Below are 14579 nucleotides of genomic sequence, written 5' to 3' on the forward strand. Positions count from 1 at the left end.
TAGGAGTACCGCCGTGACCATCACCCAGCCCGACCTGAGCGTCTTCGAAACCCTGGAGTCGGAGGTCCGCAGCTACTGCCGCAGCTGGCCCACCGTCTTCGACCGCGCGCGGGGCAGCCGCATGTACGACGAGGACGGCCATGAGTACCTGGACTTCTTCGCGGGTGCCGGCTCGCTCAACTACGGACACAACAACCCGGTACTGAAACGGGCCCTGCTCGACTACCTGGAGCGCGACGGCGTCACACACGGCCTCGACATGTCGACGACCGCCAAGCGCAGCTTCCTGGAGTCCTTCCAGAACCTGGTGCTGCGCCCGCGCGACCTGCCGTACAAGGTCATGTTCCCCGGCCCGACGGGCACCAACGCCGTCGAGTCCGCGCTGAAGCTGGCCCGCAAGGTCAAGGGGAGGGAGTCCATCGTCTCCTTCACCAACGCCTTCCACGGAATGTCGCTCGGCTCGCTCGCCGTGACCGGCAACGCCTTCAAGCGGGCCGGCGCCGGCATCCCGCTCGTGCACGGCACGCCGATGCCGTTCGACAACTACTTCGACGGCCAGGTCCCGGACTTCCTCTGGTTCGAGCGGCTCCTCGGGGACCAGGGCTCCGGCCTCAACAAGCCCGCCGCCGTGATCGTCGAGTCCGTGCAGGGCGAGGGCGGCATCAACGTCGCCCGCGTCGAGTGGCTGCGCGCCCTCGCCGAGCTGTGCGAGCGCCAGGACATGCTGCTGATCGTCGACGACATCCAGATGGGCTGCGGCCGTACGGGCGCCTTCTTCTCCTTCGAGGAGGCGGGGATCGTGCCCGACATCGTGACCGTCTCCAAGTCGATCAGCGGGTACGGGCTGCCCATGTCCCTGTGCCTGTTCAAGCCCGAGCTGGACATCTGGGAGCCGGGCGAGCACAACGGCACGTTCCGCGGCAACAACCCCGCGTTCGTGACGGCCGCCGCCGCCCTCCAGACGTACTGGTCCGACGGGCCCGCCATGGAGAAGCAGACCCGCACCCGCGGGGAGCAGGTCGAGCAGGCGCTGATCTCCATCACCGAGGAGAACCTCGCCGACGTGAAGGAGTACCGCGGCCGGGGCCTCGTCTGGGGCATGGAGTTCCACGACAAGGCGCGGGCCGGCCGCGTGGCGCACCGCGCCTTCGAACTCGGCCTGCTGATCGAGACGTCGGGCCCGGAGAGCGAGGTCGTGAAACTCCTCCCGGCGCTCACCATCACACCCGACGAGCTGGACGAGGGGCTCCGCACCCTCGCCCGTGCCGTCCGCGAGACGGCCTGAACCACCCCACCCCCTGCACGCCAGCCTGAAGGAGGCTTCGTACCACCGTGATAGTCCGTTCGTTCAAGGAGATCGAAGGCACTGACCGACACGTGAAATCGGCGTCGGGCACCTGGGAGAGCAAGCGCGTCGTCCTCGCGAAGGAGCGGGTCGGCTTCTCGGTGCACGAGACGATCCTGTACGCGGGTACGGAGACGTCGATGTGGTACGCGAACCACATCGAGGCCGTCGTCTGCGTGGAGGGCGAGGCCGAACTCACCGACGACGAGACCGGCAAGAAGTACACCATCACGCCGGGCACCACCTACCTCCTCGACGGCCACGAGAGGCACACGATGCGGATCAAGGAGGATTTCCGCTGCATCTGTGTCTTCAATCCGCCGGTGACCGGACGGGAGGACCATGACGAGAACGGCGTCTACCCCCTGCTGACCGAACCCGAGGAGGTCTGAACGATGACGACCATCACCGACCTGTATCCCAGCCGCGGCACCAGTGAGGTGTCCGTACCCCGGCAGGACCCGGTCGTGTGGAGCGAACCGGGCGCGCCGGGGCCGATCCCGGCGGCCGACCTCCAGGGGTACGAGCGGGACGGTTTCCTCGCGGTCGAGCAGCTCATCGACGACGACGAGGTGGCGCTCTACCGGGCCGAGCTGGAGCGCATGGTCACCGACCCGGCGATCCGCGCGGACGAGCGCTCGATCGTCGAGCCGCAGTCGCAGGAGATCCGCTCGGTCTTCGAGGTCCATAAGACCAGCGAGATCTTCGCCCGGCTGGTGCGCGACGAGCGTGTGGTGGGCCGCGCCCGGCAGATCCTCGGCTCCGACGTGTACGTGCACCAGTCGCGGATCAACGTCAAGCCCGGCTTCGGCGCCAGCGGCTTCTACTGGCACTCGGACTTCGAGACGTGGCACGCCGAGGACGGTCTGCCGAACATGCGGACGGTGTCCGTCTCGATCGCGCTGACCGAGAACCACGACACCAACGGCGGTCTCATGATCATGCCGGGGTCGCACCACACGTTCCTCGGCTGTTCCGGAGCCACGCCGAAGGACAACTACAAGAAGTCGCTGCAGATGCAGGACGCGGGCACGCCCTCCGACGAGGCGCTCACCAAGTTCGCCTCCCAGCACGGCATCAAGCTCTTCACGGGCCGCGCCGGCTCGGCGACCTGGTTCGACTGCAACTGCATGCACGGTTCGGGCGACAACATCACGCCGTTCCCGCGCTCGAACGTCTTCATCGTGTTCAACAGCGTGGAGAACGCGGCGGTGGAGCCGTTCGCGGCGCCGGTACGCCGCCCCGAGTTCATCGGGTCGACGGACTTCACCCCGGTGAAGTGATCTTCGTCCGTGAAGTGACGTACGCCTGAAGGTGATTGGCCCGGTGTCCGACTCGCGCGAGTCGGACACCGGGCCAACCGCCTTGCGGCGCGTCCTGGTTCAGAGCGCCGGGTAGTCCGTGTAGCCCTTCGCGTCCCCGCCGAAGAACGTCGCCGGGTCGCCCTCGTTGAAGGGGCCGCCGGCCTTCAGCCGGGCGGGCAGGTCGGGATTGGCGAGGAACAGCTGACCGTAGGCGACCAGATCGGCGACGCCGTCCTCGACGAGCGTCAGCGACTCGGGCCCGGTCGGCCCCTCGGTCGCCGGGTTGAGGATGAACGCACCGCTGAACCGCTTGCGCAGCGCGAGGGTCAGCTCGCGGATCTCGCCCACCTCGGTGATGTGCAGATAGGCCAGACCCAGCGGCTCCAGCGCGTCCACCAGCGCGGTGTACGCCGCCTCCGGCTCGGGCTCCTGGATGCCGTTGTACGGGTTGCCGGGGGAGAGGCGGATGCCCGTGCGCCCGGCGCCGATCTCCGCGGCGACGGCCTTGACGGTCTCGACCGCGAACCGGATGCGGTTCTCGACCGGGCCGCCCCACTCGTCGGTGCGCAGGTTGGAGCCGGGGGCGAGGAACTGGTGGATCAGATAGCCGTTGGCGCCGTGCAGTTCGACCCCGTCGAAGCCGGCCTCGACCGCGCCCCGGGCGGCGCTCACGAACTCGCCGATGGTGGCGCGTACCTCGTCGCCGGTCAGCTCGTGCGGGGTGACGAAGTCGAGGGGGCCCTCGTGGGTGTAGACCTGCCCCTCGGCCCGTACGGGCGAGGGGCCGACATTGACGAGCCCGTCGGGCAGCAGGCTGGGGTGGCCGATCCGGCCCGCGTGCATGAGCTGTGCGAAGATCCGCCCGCCCGCGGCGTGCACCGCGTCGGTCACCTTGCGCCAGGCCGCGATCTGCTCGGCACTGTGCAGCCCCGGGGTGTCCGGGTAGCCTTGGCCCACCGCGGACGGCTGGACGCCCTCGGTGACGATCAGGCCCGCGGAGGCCCGCTGGGCGTAGTACTCGACGCCGATGTCGGTCGGCGCTCCGCCCTCGCCGGCCCGGCTGCGGGTCATCGGTGCCATGACGATGCGGTTGGCGAGCGGTGTGCCGGACAGGTCGATCGGGTCGTATGCGGTGGTCACGGCTGCTCCTGGGGAGGGTGCGGGGAATGTATGTGGTCGGCCAATGATTGGAACAAGGGGCCACCGTAAACCATTCCTTGGTCGACCAAGTTAATGTCCGTGAAAAGCTGGCCGTCACGAACGTGCGCGGAACCAGGAGCCAGGATGAGTGCCACCCACGAGGTCGCGGCCTCTCAGGCCGACCCCGCCTGTGTCGAGGAGACGCCCTCCGCGGCGTGCGGCGGTCAGGTCAGCTACGCCATCTCCAGGGTGGCCCGGATGCACCGGGCCGCGGCGGGCAGGCTGCTGCGCGGGGCCGGGCTCTACCCCGGCCAGGAGTTCGTGATGATGCACCTGTGGAGCGCGGGCGCGGTGCGTCAGTCGGAGCTGATCAAGGCGGTCGAACTCGATCCGTCGACGGTCACGAAGATGCTCCAGCGGCTGGAGCTGGCGGGACACGTCCGCCGCCGGCCCGATCCCCGGGACGGCCGCGCGGTCCTCGTCGAGGCGACGGAGGACAGCTGCGGTCTGCACGACGAGGTCACCCAGGCGTGGACCAGCCTGGAGGAGCACACCCTCGCCGGGCTGAGCCCCGACGAGCGCGCACAGCTCGCCCGACTCCTCGCGCGCGTCGAGGCGAACCTGTGCACGGAGACGACCGACTGCCCGGCCGGACCGGACAGCGCCGACAGGCCCTGAGCCCCGGCGCCGATCCGGCACCGACGGCGAGGCTAGAGCCAGGCCAGTGAAGCCGCCCGTTCCAGCACGTCGCGTACGGCGTCCTCGTCGCCCACCACCGCGCGGGGTACCGAGGCGGGTGTGTGCCGGCCTCCCACCAGCAGGCAGAAGTCCACGGCCCGCAGGGCGAGTTCGGCCCGGACCGGCTCGCCCTCGGAGCCGAGCACCCACCGGGGGTCACCCGCGACGCCCGTCACGGCGAACAGCACCGGCGGCGCCGCGGGCCCCAGCGCCAGACCGAGCATCCGGACGGCCAGCCGGACCATCTGCCCCAGATGGGCCTCGACGGGCGGCGGCACGGCGAGCCCGAGCGCGCGCCCGATGTCCACCGTGTGGATCCAGGTCTCGAAGGCGCGCCCCAGGAAATGGTCGGCCACGGGCAGCCGTACGCCCAGCATCGTCGTGGCGTGCGAGGCCCGTTCGGGATCCCGGGCCTCGGGCGTCGCCAGCAGCGCCGAGCTCTGCGCTGACCACGCGGCCACCGTCTCCTCGGGGGAGCGCGTCCGCTCGTACGCGATCGTGTCGGCGGTCCTGGCCTCCCAGGCCTCCTCCCACGGCATCTCCTCCGTGCTCCGCGAGGCCGGCGCGTGCGCCGCCACACCGAGGAACCGGGCCAACTCCTCGTCGGCGGCGATCAGATGGCCGACCGTGTCCCGCACATCCCAGTCGTGCACGACGGGAGTGCCCCACGGCCGGCGGCCGTCCACCTCGCGCAGCAGCGTGGCGAGCCCGGTGACCGCTGCCGCGTACGGGGCCGCGTGTTCGGCGACGCGCGGCGCGGTGGGCCGCGCCCGCAGAGCGGCGGCGAGGAGGCCGGCCGGCATGGCGGAGCCGTTGCCCACGGCGGCCTGCTCCGGCATTCCCGGTGGCCCGTCCAGCAGCCGTACCGTCTCACGGAGGCGCTCCGCCTCCGCGGCACAGCTCTCGCATCCGGCCAGATGCGGCGGCACGGCCCTCTCGTCCGCGGGCCGCAGGGCTCCGAAGGCCCAGGCGGCCAGCAGTTCGGGCACGCCGTCGTGGTCGTCGCTCACCGGAGGCCTCCTTTCCCTGTCGCCATCATGCGCCCCTTTCCCACGCCGGATCCGACGGGTCGCCCAACGACACGGCCAGCTTGCGCAACGCGGACCGTAATCGGGTCTTGGCGGTGCCCTCCGGGATACCGAGCTCGACGGCCGCCTGGCGGTAGGTGCGGCCCGCGAAATAGGCGAGGTGCACCACCTGCCGCTGGGGCTCGGGGAGTTCGGCGAGCGCGGAGTGCAGCAGGAGCGAGCGTTCGCGTTCGACGATCGCCTCGTCGGGCCCCGGTCCGGTGTCCGGGATGGAGTGCAGCGCCGCGTCGTCCGCCCGGACGTCCTTACGGTGCCTGGCCTCGCTGCGCACCCAGTCCACGGCCCGCCGGTGCGCGAGCAGGGACAGCCAGGTGCGCATCGAACCCCGGCCCGGGTCGAACGCGTACGGCCTGCTCCACAGCTGGGCGAAGACCTCCTGCGCCACGTCCTCGGCGGCTGCCGCGCTGCGTGTGACCCGGACCGCGACGTGCCGCACCAGGCCGCCGTACGCCGCGTACGCCTCGGCCAGCGCGGTCTCGTCGCCGTACACCAGCCGCCGGTGCAACTCCGCATCCGGGGACGGCCGTTCGGACGTGTGGAGAGTTGGCTCCACCGGCACCACCACCTCGTGGTGCCCTTCCTAGCGTTCTCGTGGGCCGGGCGCCAGAGGGGCGCGCCGTCATCCGGACAGGACGTCCAGCAGTCGGTCGACATCCGCGGGCGCGTTGTACAGGTGGAAGGCGGCCCTCAGGTTGCCCGCGCGGTCGGAGACCTCGATCCCCGCCCGGCTCAGCTGAGGCTGCCGGTGACCGAGTCCGGGCACGGAGACGATCGCCGACCCCGGTGCCGGGACCGGCTCGTGTCCCAGTGCGGCGAGGCCCGCCCGGAAACGGTCGGCGAGGGCGAGGTCATGGGCGCGTACGGCCTCCACGCCCAGCTCCTCGACCAGTTCGAGGGAGTGGCGGGCTCCGGCGTACGAGAAGAGGCTGGGGCTCTCGTCGAACCGCCGCGCGGAGTGGGCCAGTTCCTCGACCGGCCCGTAGCATCTGTCCCAGGGGTTCTCTCCCGCCACCCAGCCCGCGAAGACCGGATCGAGCCCCCCGAAGTCCTCCGGAACGACGAGGAAGGCCACGCCCCGCGGACAGACGAGCCACTTGAAGGCGACGGAGGAGACATAGTCGTACGCGTCCGCGTCGACCGACAGCCATCCGGCGGCCTGGGACGCGTCGACGTACGTACGGGCGCCGTGTGCGCGGGCGGCCTCGCGCAGCGCCGGCAGGTCCGCGATCCGGCCGTCCGCGGACTGCGCGGCGCTCACCGCGACGAGCGCGGTGCCGGGGCGCACCGACTCGGCGATCCGCTCCAGCGGCACCGTGCGCACCTTGAGGCCCCGGCGCACATGGAAGGGGTTCACCACGGAGGTGAAGTCGCCCTCGGCGGTGAGGACTTCGGCGCCCTCGGGCAGCGAGGCGGCGATCAGTCCGGTGTAGACGGCGACCGAGGCCCCGGCCGCGACCCGGCTGTCCGGGACTCCGACGAGCCGCGCGAAGGAGGCACGGGCCGCCTCCACGTCGGCGAACATGTCCTGCGGCAGGCCGTCCGCCACGGACTCGACACCGGCCCGCATGGCCGCCACCGCGCGGGCCGGGAGCAGCCCCGTGCTGGCGGTGTTGAGGTAGGTGTTCTTCGGGGTGAACTCGGCTCGGACGAGGCTCTCGAAGGTCTCCATGGCACCACTCTGCGGCGCGGAGAACTCCCCGTCCATTGCGTTCTTTTAAGTGGTTCCGCTAAGGGACGCTTATATGTCCAGGTCAGAGGACCAGGTCAGCGGTAGAGGCCCGGAGCAGGGGCAGGAGGCGCGGGTCAGTGCTGCTGGGGGGCCACGCAGCCGTCCGGACCGCACGCCTTGGCGTCGCCCCGGCTGTCCGGCTGGATCAGCTTGATCGGTGAGTGACTCGCCCACGCCTGCTCCAGTGCCTGCGCGAAGACCTCGGCGGGCTGGGCGCCGGAGACGCCGTACTTGCGGTCCAGGACGAAGAACGGCACGCCGTTCGCACCCAGCTCGGCGGCCTCGCGCTCGTCGGTACGGACCTCGTCGGCGTACGCGGCCGGGTCGGCGAGCACCTTGCGGGCCTCGTCCGCGTCGAGCCCGGCGTCGACCGCCAGCTCCACGAGCCGCTCGTCGTCGCCGAAGACGGAACGCTCCTCGGCGAAGTTCGCCTTGTAGAGGTTCTGGATCAGCTCGTCCTGGCGGCCCCGCTCCTTGGCCAGGTGCAGCAGCCGGTGCATGTCGAAGGTGCTGCCGTGGTCGCGGTCCTTCGTGCGGTACGCGAGGCCCTCGGCGGCGGCCTGGGTGCCGAGGTTCTCCTCGCCGGCCTGGGCCTGGGCCTCGCTCATGCCGTACTTCTTGGTGAGCATCGGGATGACGGGCTGGATGTCGTTCTTGGCGCGGTGCGGGTCGAGCTCGAAGGAGCGGTGTACGACCTCGACGGCGTCGCGGTGCGGGAAGGTCTGGAGGGCCTTCTCGAAGCGGGCTTTGCCCACGTAGCACCATGGGCAGGCGATGTCGCTCCAGATCTCGACGCGCATGTCTTGGGCTCTCCCTCATCTCGACCGATCAGCTCCGCTGGTGCGTGAACGTTCAAGAAGCGTTGCGTATTCCCTGCGGGTCCGGTGGGGGCCGTTCGCGCAGTTCCCCGCGCCCCTCAAAAGCGGGGCTGCGCCCCTGCTTTTGCCCCTTCAGGGGCGCGGGGAACTGCGCGGCCCGCCCCCACCAGGCCCGCAGGCGACATCGGCGGCTAGGCGGCTGCCAGCGCAGCGCCCAGCGCTTCGAGGCAGCGTCGGACCACGGCAGGGTCGGCCGCGGGCCCGTAGTGGTTGACCCGGATCATCGACGACGCCAGCGCACCCCCACCCGCGGCCAGCGGAAGCGAGGGATCGACAGCCAACGCGGCGCGAACCAGCTCCGAGGCATCCACCCCGGCAGGGGTCCGCACCGTCGTGGCGACCGGAGCCGCGTCGGACGCCGCGTACACGTACGGCTCAAGCCCCCCGCCCAGCGCGAGCACCCCCGCCCGGGTCGCCGCCGCAGCCGCCGCGTGCCGCGCCATCACCGCATCCAGCCCCTCCGTCCCGATGCGGTCCACACACGCCTCCAGCGCCAGCATCTCCAGCTGCGCCGGAGCATGGAGAAGAACCTTGCGCCCGGCGTCGACCCACCGCTCCTTCCAGTCCAGGAGGGAGAGGTACGACCGCCGCGGTGCGTCCGGGTTCGCGGCCATCCGCGCCCACGCCCGCTCGCTCACCGACACCGCCGAGACCCCCGCGGGCCCGCCCATCGCCTTCTGCGCCCCGATCACACACAGGTCCACGCCCCACGCGTCCGGCAGCACCGGCTCGGCACCGACCGAGGCGACCGCGTCCAGATAGAAGAGGGCACCGTGCGCCCGTACGACCTCGCCGATCTCCGCGACCGGATTGGTGTTCCCGGTGGCCGCCTCCGCGTGCACCAGGGAGACGAAGTCGATCTGCGGGTGCTCGGCGAGAGCGTCGCGGATCTGGTCGGCCGTGACCGCCGTGTGGAAGGGGACGGCCAGGTCGTACACGGTCGCGCCGCAGTCCCGGAGCCAGTCGCCGAACGTCTGCCCGTACGGGCCGGTGATCACGTTGAGGGCCGTCGTACCGGGACCGGCCGCGCCGCGAATCGCCCCTTCCAGCGGAAGCAGCGCCTCGCCCTGCATGATCACGACGTCCTGCTCGGTGGAGAGCAGCCGCGCCACGCGGTCCTCGATCGCCGCGAAACGCGCGGCGCTCAGCGGCGCCAGGTCCAGGAAAGGGTGGGTCACGGCGTTGCTCTCTTCACTCACGTTGCTCTCGACGCTCACGTTGCTCTCGTCACTGACGGGGTAGGCAGCAACGAGCGTAACCGCCGTCCCAGCGGTCGCCCACCGACGACTTCTGAGGCCGGACAGCCCCAAGGCCATGGGATTGGTTTGAGCGCCTCAAACCAATCCTTATAATCAGCAGTCACAGTTTCCCCACAGGAGGTCTCCCCCGTGAAGATGGTCCCCGGGCGCCGAACCCGCATTCTGGCCGCCACCACCGCGACGGCCGGGCTGCTGCTCGTGTCCGGCTGCTCCTCGGACGACGACGGGGGCAAGAAGACCACCGCGAACGGCGTCGAGCTGGTCAAGGGCGGCCAGCTCACCACCTGCACGCACCTGCCGTACCCGCCGTTCCAGTCGGAGATCGACGGCAAGGTCCAGGGCTTCGACGTGTCGCTGGTCGACCTCGTCGCCAAGGACCTGGGCGTGAAGCAGGAGATCCTCGACCAGCCCTTCGAGAACTTCAAGACCGGCGGATCCCTCAACTCCGGCCAGTGCGACCTCGCCGCGGCCGGTATGACGATCACCGCCGAGCGCAAGAAGAACGTCGACTTCTCCGACCCGTACTTCGAGGCCACCCAGGGGATCCTGGCCGACAAGAAGAGCGGCATCTCCTCCCTCGCGGACCTCAAGGGCAAGAAGGTCGGCGCGCAGGCGCAGACCACCGGCGAGGAGTTCGCCAAGAGCAAGGGCCTCGACCCGGTCTCCTTCGAGTCCTCCGACGCCCTCCTCAACGGTCTGCGCACCGGCCAGGTCAAGGCCGTCGTCATCGACTACCCGGTCGTCCAGGGCTGGCTCAAGGACAAGGCCAACGCCGCCTCCTTCGAGGTCGCCGACAACATCAACACCGGTGAGGAGTACGGCTTCACCATGAAGAAGGGCAACACCAAGCTCCTCGAAGCCGTGAACAAGGCGCTCGCGGACGCCAAGGCCGACGGCACGTACAAGAAGCTGTACGAGAAGTGGATCGGCCCCTACGACGAGACCGCCGCCTCCGCTTCGCCCTCCGCCTCCTCATGACGGAGACCGACACCAGGACCCAGCCCCGCAGGCGCGGTCCGACCAGGAGCCAGAAGCGGGCCGTGTCGCGGGGCGTCCAGTACGCGGTGTTCGTCGCCGCGCTGGTCGCCCTCGGCCTCACGGCCGACTGGGGGCAGCTGCGGAACCAGTTCGCCCAGGTCGACCTGGCCGAGCGGATGTTCCCGGACATCATCACGCTGGCGCTCAAGAACACCGTCCTCTACACGGTGTCCGGTTTCGTCTTCGGCCTCGCCCTCGGCGTGGTCGTCGCCCTGATGCGCCTCTCCTCGGTCGGCCCGTACCGCTGGCTGGCCGGCATCTACATCGAGATCTTCCGAGGGCTGCCCGCCCTGCTGATCTTCATCTTCGTGGGCGTCGCCGTGCCGTTGGCGTTCCCCGGCACGGAGATCCCCGGCGGCACGTACGGGAAGGTCGCCCTCGCGCTCGGTCTTGTGGCCGCCGCGTACATGGCGGAGACGATCCGCGCGGGCATCCAGGCCGTCCCCAAGGGGCAGATGGAGGCGGCCCGTTCGCTGGGCTTCTCGCACGCGCGGGCCATGGTCTCCATCGTCATCCCGCAGGCGTTCCGGATCGTGATCCCGCCGCTCACCAACGAGTTGGTCCTCCTCTTCAAGGACTCCTCGCTGGTGCTGTTCCTCGGGGTCACCCTGGAGGAGCGCGAACTGTCCAAGTTCGGCCGCGACCTGGCCAGCGAGACCGCCAACTCGACACCGATCCTGGTGGCGGGCCTGTGCTATCTGCTGGTCACGATCCCGCTCGGTTTCGTCGTACGCCGTCTTGAGGCGAAGGCCGGGGAGGCCAAGTGAGTGACACCGGCACCACCAGCACCGGCACCACCACCGACGCCACGCCGGAGATCCAGGTCCGCGGTCTGCACAAGTCGTTCGGCGACAACGAGGTGCTGCGGGGGATCGACCTGGAGGTCGGCTCCGGTGAGGTCGTGTGCGTCATCGGCCCCTCCGGCTCCGGCAAGTCGACCCTGCTGCGCTGTGTGAACCTCCTCGAAGAGCCCACCCGGGGGCAGGTCTTCGTCGGCGGCACCGAGATCACCGACCCGGACGTCGACATCGATGCCGTACGCCGCCGGATCGGCATGGTCTTCCAGCAGTTCAACCTCTTCCCGCACCTGACGGTGACCGACAACCTGACGCTGCCGCAGCGCCGGGTGCTGGGCCGTGACAAGGCGGAGGCCGCGAAGGTCGCCGCCGAGAACCTCCGGCGCGTCGGGCTCTCCGAGAAGGCGACGGCCTACCCCGCCTCGCTCTCCGGCGGCCAGCAGCAGCGCGTCGCCATCGCCCGCGCGCTCGCCATGGGCCCCCAGGTGATGCTCTTCGACGAGCCCACCTCGGCGCTCGACCCGGAGCTGGTCGGGGACGTCCTGGCCGTGATGCGGATGCTCGCCGACGAGGGGATGACGATGATGGTCGTCACGCACGAGATGTCCTTCGCGCGCGAGGTCGCCGACCGGGTCGTCTTCATGGACGGCGGTGTCGTCGTGGAGCAGGGCCCCCCGGCCCAGGTGATCGGCGCCCCGACCCACGAGCGGACCCGCCACTTCCTCTCCCGCCTGCTGGACCCGGCGATGGCGGAGGTGGAGGACGCTCCGCGGAAGTCGCCGTAGGACCGGGGTACCGGGGTCCACCTCGGCCTGCGGGCCGGTGGGGGTTGCCCGCGCAGTTCCCCGCGCCCCTCGGTAGGGGCTGCGCCCCATCAGGGGCGCGGGGAACTGCGCGAACGGTCCCCACCGGGGCCGCGGACGGCATACACCGGCGAAGAACTAGGCTGCCGTTCATGAGCGATCAGTCGGTGGTACTGCACGTGAAGGGCCGGGTGCTGGTCGCCCCCGACGAGGCCCGGGACGAACTCTGGGTCGTCGACGGCAGGGTCACGTACGACCGCCCCCGGGGCGAGGCCGCCCAGGACGTCCGTACCGTCCAGGGCTGGACCCTGCCAGGACTGGTCGACGCCCACTGCCACGTCGGCCTCGGCCCCCACGGCGCCGTCCCCGACGACGAGTCGGAGAAGCAGGCCCTGGCCGACCGGGAGGCAGGCACCCTGCTCATCCGGGACGCCGGCTCACCCGCGGACACCCGCTGGGTCGACGACCGCGACGACCTGCCGAAGATCATCAGGGCGGGCCGCCACATCGCCCGTACCCGCCGCTACCTCCGCGGCTTCGCGCACGAGATCGAGCCGGCGGACCTCGTCGCGTACGTGGCCCGGGAGGCCCGGCGCGGCGACGGCTGGGTGAAACTGGTGGGCGACTGGATCGACCGCGGCACGGGCGACCTCGGCGCCTGCTGGCCGCGCGACGCGGTCGAGGCGGCGATCGCCGAGGCCCACCGCCTCGGCGCCCGCGTCACCGCGCACTGCTTCGCCGAGGACTCCCTGCGGGACCTCGTGGAGGCGGGCATCGACTGCGTCGAACACGCCACCGGCCTGACCGAGGACACGATCCCGCTCTTCGCCGAGCGCGGTGTCGCGATCGTCCCGACCCTCGTGAACATCGCCACGTTCCCGCGGCTCGCGGACGGGGGCGAGACCAAGTTCCCCCGGTGGTCCGCGCACATGCGGCGGCTGTACGAGCGCCGTTACGACACCGTGCGCGCCGCGTACGACGCCGGGATCCCGGTGTTCGTCGGCACCGACGCGGGCGGCACGCTTCCGCACGGGCTGGTGGCGGGGGAGGTCGCCGAGCTGGTGACGGCAGGCATCCCGCCCCTCGAAGCGCTTTCGGCCACCACGTGGGGTGCCCGCGCGTGGCTGGGCCAGCCCGGCCTGGAGGAAGGGGCCCCGGCCGACCTCGTCGTGTACGAGCAGGATCCGCGGGCGGACGTACGGGTCCTGGCGGCGCCGCGACGGGTGGTGCTGGACGGCCGAATCGTCGGTTGACGGAGAGTGACCGCTGGGCCCGGTCCGCGCGGCGCGCACTCCCTCCAGTGCTCCGGCGCTTTCCGGCCAGTTGAGTTGGGTTCAGTGATCCGGGTGGCCTTGAGGAACGTACGTGCAGGGTGAATCGAAGAGGTGCGCGGAAAGTCCACGTATGGGTGAACTCCCCTCAGCTTGCTGACTGTTCACTCTCCGTGCGTAAGGATTCCCGTCATCGACGCCGCCGGACGCTCCCCGCATGTCCCTGCGAGCGGAGCGTCCGGCGGCGTCGCGTCTCCAGTTCTGTCTCCTGTGGGGGTCCCACCACCATGAACAGCATCGTCTTCCGCATGCCCGCACACAGGCTGGCCGCCACCGTGGCCGCCGTCTCCTTGGCCGCGGGTCCCGTGGTCCTGGCCGGCGCGGGTCCGGCCCACGCGACCGACGACCACGGCCGGGCGGGGGCCGTCGTGCTCCGTACCGGACTCGACGTGTCCCTGCTCAACAAGACCGTGAACGTCCCGCTCGCGGTCTCGCTCAACGAGGTACAGGCGCCGCGGAGCGCCGAGAAGTCCACGCTCACCGCGAAGCTGGACGGTGTCGACGGCGGTCAGCCGTTCACCGTGCTCGGCGCGGAGGTCGCCAGAGCGAGCGCGACCGTCTCGGCGGAGAAGGCCGAGGGGTCGGTCCATCTGGCCCACGCCGAGGTGCACATCCCGGGGCTGCCCCTGCTGTCCCTCATCGAGGTCGAACAGGTCACCGCGAAGGCGGTCTGCGCGGCGGGGGAGAAGCCGGTCGCCTCGGCGAATCCGCTGGGCGCGGTGACGGTGCTCGGCAAGCGGACCGCGGTGACCTCCGGTGGGGTGACGGAGGTGAAGGTGCCAGGTGTCGGTGAGGTGCGGCTGGACCTGTCGTCGACCCGGACCACGTCCCGTACGGCGGCGGCGACGGCGCTGCGGCTCACAGTGTCCGTGAACCCGCTGAAGCTGAACGTGGCGGAGGTCGAAGGAACGGTCACTCTGGCGGAGGCGACCTGTGAGGCCCCCGCGGGGTCCGTGCCCGGGGTGACGCCGCAGGGGGCTGCCGCCGCCGAGGAGCCCGGGCTCGCGGAGACCGGTGGTGGTTCGGCGACGCCGTATGTCGCGGCGGGGGCGGTCGCGCTGCTCGCCGCGGGCGCCGGAACGGTGGCGCTGACGCGCCGTCGCAACGGCTGACGCCGGGTCCCACACCC

The 14579-nt window shown here is 70.9% G+C and carries 15 protein-coding genes; 9 read left to right on the plus strand and 6 right to left on the minus strand.

What is annotated here, in order from left to right; translation table 11 throughout:
* Positions 1-13 precede the first annotated feature (13 nt).
* From ectB to thpD, 3 genes are read left to right on the plus strand one after another with little or no spacing between them, the layout of a single operon-like run.
* Complete coding sequence (gene ectB / locus ACH4DZ_RS39775; protein ID WP_398293840.1) at positions 14-1285, plus strand: diaminobutyrate--2-oxoglutarate transaminase; 1272 nt, start codon at positions 14-16, stop codon at positions 1283-1285.
* A 47-nt stretch (positions 1286-1332) separates the two neighbouring features.
* Positions 1333-1737: an ectoine synthase gene (locus ACH4DZ_RS39780; RefSeq protein WP_107017720.1), complete on the plus strand. Its 405-nt coding sequence runs from the start codon at positions 1333-1335 to the stop codon at positions 1735-1737.
* Positions 1738-1740: 3 nt separating this feature from the next.
* Positions 1741-2628 (plus strand): ectoine hydroxylase, encoded by an 888-nt coding sequence (thpD, locus tag ACH4DZ_RS39785; RefSeq protein ID WP_398293843.1) that lies wholly within the window; start codon positions 1741-1743, stop codon positions 2626-2628.
* A gap of 99 nt (positions 2629-2727) precedes the next feature.
* Here the strand turns inward: thpD and ACH4DZ_RS39790 are convergent, their stop codons facing one another.
* Positions 2728-3789 (minus strand): alkene reductase, encoded by a 1062-nt coding sequence (locus ACH4DZ_RS39790; protein WP_398293845.1) that lies wholly within the window; start codon positions 3787-3789, stop codon positions 2728-2730.
* A 144-nt stretch (positions 3790-3933) separates the two neighbouring features.
* On the opposite strand from ACH4DZ_RS39790, the gene ACH4DZ_RS39795 reads away from it, so the two are divergent.
* On the plus strand, positions 3934-4467 hold the full coding sequence (locus ACH4DZ_RS39795; protein WP_398293847.1) for a MarR family winged helix-turn-helix transcriptional regulator: 534 nt from the start codon (positions 3934-3936) through the stop codon (positions 4465-4467).
* A gap of 32 nt (positions 4468-4499) precedes the next feature.
* Here the strand turns inward: ACH4DZ_RS39795 and ACH4DZ_RS39800 are convergent, their stop codons facing one another.
* The 5 genes from ACH4DZ_RS39800 to ACH4DZ_RS39820 all read right to left on the minus strand — a co-directional run bounded on the left by ACH4DZ_RS39800 (position 4500) and on the right by ACH4DZ_RS39820 (position 9400).
* Positions 4500-5537 carry a maleylpyruvate isomerase family mycothiol-dependent enzyme gene (locus ACH4DZ_RS39800; RefSeq protein ID WP_398293849.1) on the minus strand — a complete coding sequence of 346 codons (1038 nt, stop codon included), beginning with the start codon at positions 5535-5537 and terminating at the stop codon, positions 4500-4502.
* A 25-nt stretch (positions 5538-5562) separates the two neighbouring features.
* The gene (locus tag ACH4DZ_RS39805; protein ID WP_398293851.1) at positions 5563-6180 is read right to left on the minus strand and encodes an RNA polymerase sigma factor; all 618 of its coding nucleotides are present in this window, start codon (positions 6178-6180) and stop codon (positions 5563-5565) included.
* A gap of 54 nt (positions 6181-6234) precedes the next feature.
* A complete protein-coding gene (locus ACH4DZ_RS39810) occupies positions 6235-7284 on the minus strand; it encodes an aminotransferase class V-fold PLP-dependent enzyme (protein ID WP_398293853.1) in 1050 nt (349 codons plus the stop codon).
* A gap of 134 nt (positions 7285-7418) precedes the next feature.
* Positions 7419-8144, minus strand: a complete 726-nt coding sequence (locus tag ACH4DZ_RS39815) for a DsbA family oxidoreductase (protein ID WP_398293855.1) — start codon at positions 8142-8144, stop codon at positions 7419-7421.
* Between the two features lie 209 nt (positions 8145-8353).
* Entirely contained in the window at positions 8354-9400 is a 1047-nt protein-coding gene (locus ACH4DZ_RS39820) for a pyridoxal-phosphate-dependent aminotransferase family protein (protein ID WP_398294004.1), read from the minus strand.
* 210 nt (positions 9401-9610) lie between these two features.
* Between ACH4DZ_RS39820 and ACH4DZ_RS39825 the strand changes: the two genes are divergently transcribed.
* The 5 genes from ACH4DZ_RS39825 (at position 9611) to ACH4DZ_RS39845 (ending at position 14562) form a co-directional block, all read left to right on the plus strand.
* On the plus strand, positions 9611-10459 hold the full coding sequence (locus ACH4DZ_RS39825) for an ABC transporter substrate-binding protein (protein WP_398293857.1): 849 nt from the start codon (positions 9611-9613) through the stop codon (positions 10457-10459).
* Positions 10456-11286: an amino acid ABC transporter permease gene (locus ACH4DZ_RS39830; RefSeq protein WP_398293859.1), complete on the plus strand. Its 831-nt coding sequence runs from the start codon at positions 10456-10458 to the stop codon at positions 11284-11286. The genes ACH4DZ_RS39825 and ACH4DZ_RS39830 overlap by 4 nt, the downstream gene beginning before the upstream one ends.
* Positions 11283-12101 (plus strand): amino acid ABC transporter ATP-binding protein, encoded by an 819-nt coding sequence (locus tag ACH4DZ_RS39835; protein ID WP_398293861.1) that lies wholly within the window; start codon positions 11283-11285, stop codon positions 12099-12101. The genes ACH4DZ_RS39830 and ACH4DZ_RS39835 overlap by 4 nt, the downstream gene beginning before the upstream one ends.
* 170 nt (positions 12102-12271) lie before the next feature.
* Complete coding sequence (locus ACH4DZ_RS39840; RefSeq protein ID WP_398293863.1) at positions 12272-13372, plus strand: amidohydrolase family protein; 1101 nt, start codon at positions 12272-12274, stop codon at positions 13370-13372.
* Positions 13373-13677: 305 nt separating this feature from the next.
* Entirely contained in the window at positions 13678-14562 is an 885-nt protein-coding gene (locus ACH4DZ_RS39845; protein ID WP_398293865.1) for an SCO1860 family LAETG-anchored protein, read from the plus strand.
* Positions 14563-14579: the final 17 nt, after the last annotated feature.

This window comes from Streptomyces sp. NPDC017991 (assembly GCF_044328075.1).
GTDB lineage: Bacteria > Actinomycetota > Actinomycetes > Streptomycetales > Streptomycetaceae > Streptomyces.

Excerpts from the sequence above, each read along its gene's own strand:
- thpD (WP_398293843.1), top strand. The coding sequence starts at position 1,741 with ATGACGACCATCACCGACCTGTATCCCAGCCGCGGCACCAGTGAGGTG.
- ACH4DZ_RS39795 (WP_398293847.1), top strand. The coding sequence starts at position 3,934 with ATGAGTGCCACCCACGAGGTCGCGGCCTCTCAGGCCGACCCCGCCTGT.
- ACH4DZ_RS39810 (WP_398293853.1), bottom strand. The coding sequence starts at position 7,284 with ATGGAGACCTTCGAGAGCCTCGTCCGAGCCGAGTTCACCCCGAAGAAC.
- ACH4DZ_RS39815 (WP_398293855.1), bottom strand. The coding sequence starts at position 8,144 with ATGCGCGTCGAGATCTGGAGCGACATCGCCTGCCCATGGTGCTACGTG.
- ACH4DZ_RS39830 (WP_398293859.1), top strand. The coding sequence starts at position 10,456 with ATGACGGAGACCGACACCAGGACCCAGCCCCGCAGGCGCGGTCCGACC.
- ACH4DZ_RS39840 (WP_398293863.1), top strand. The coding sequence starts at position 12,272 with ATGAGCGATCAGTCGGTGGTACTGCACGTGAAGGGCCGGGTGCTGGTC.
- ACH4DZ_RS39845 (WP_398293865.1), top strand. The coding sequence starts at position 13,678 with ATGAACAGCATCGTCTTCCGCATGCCCGCACACAGGCTGGCCGCCACC.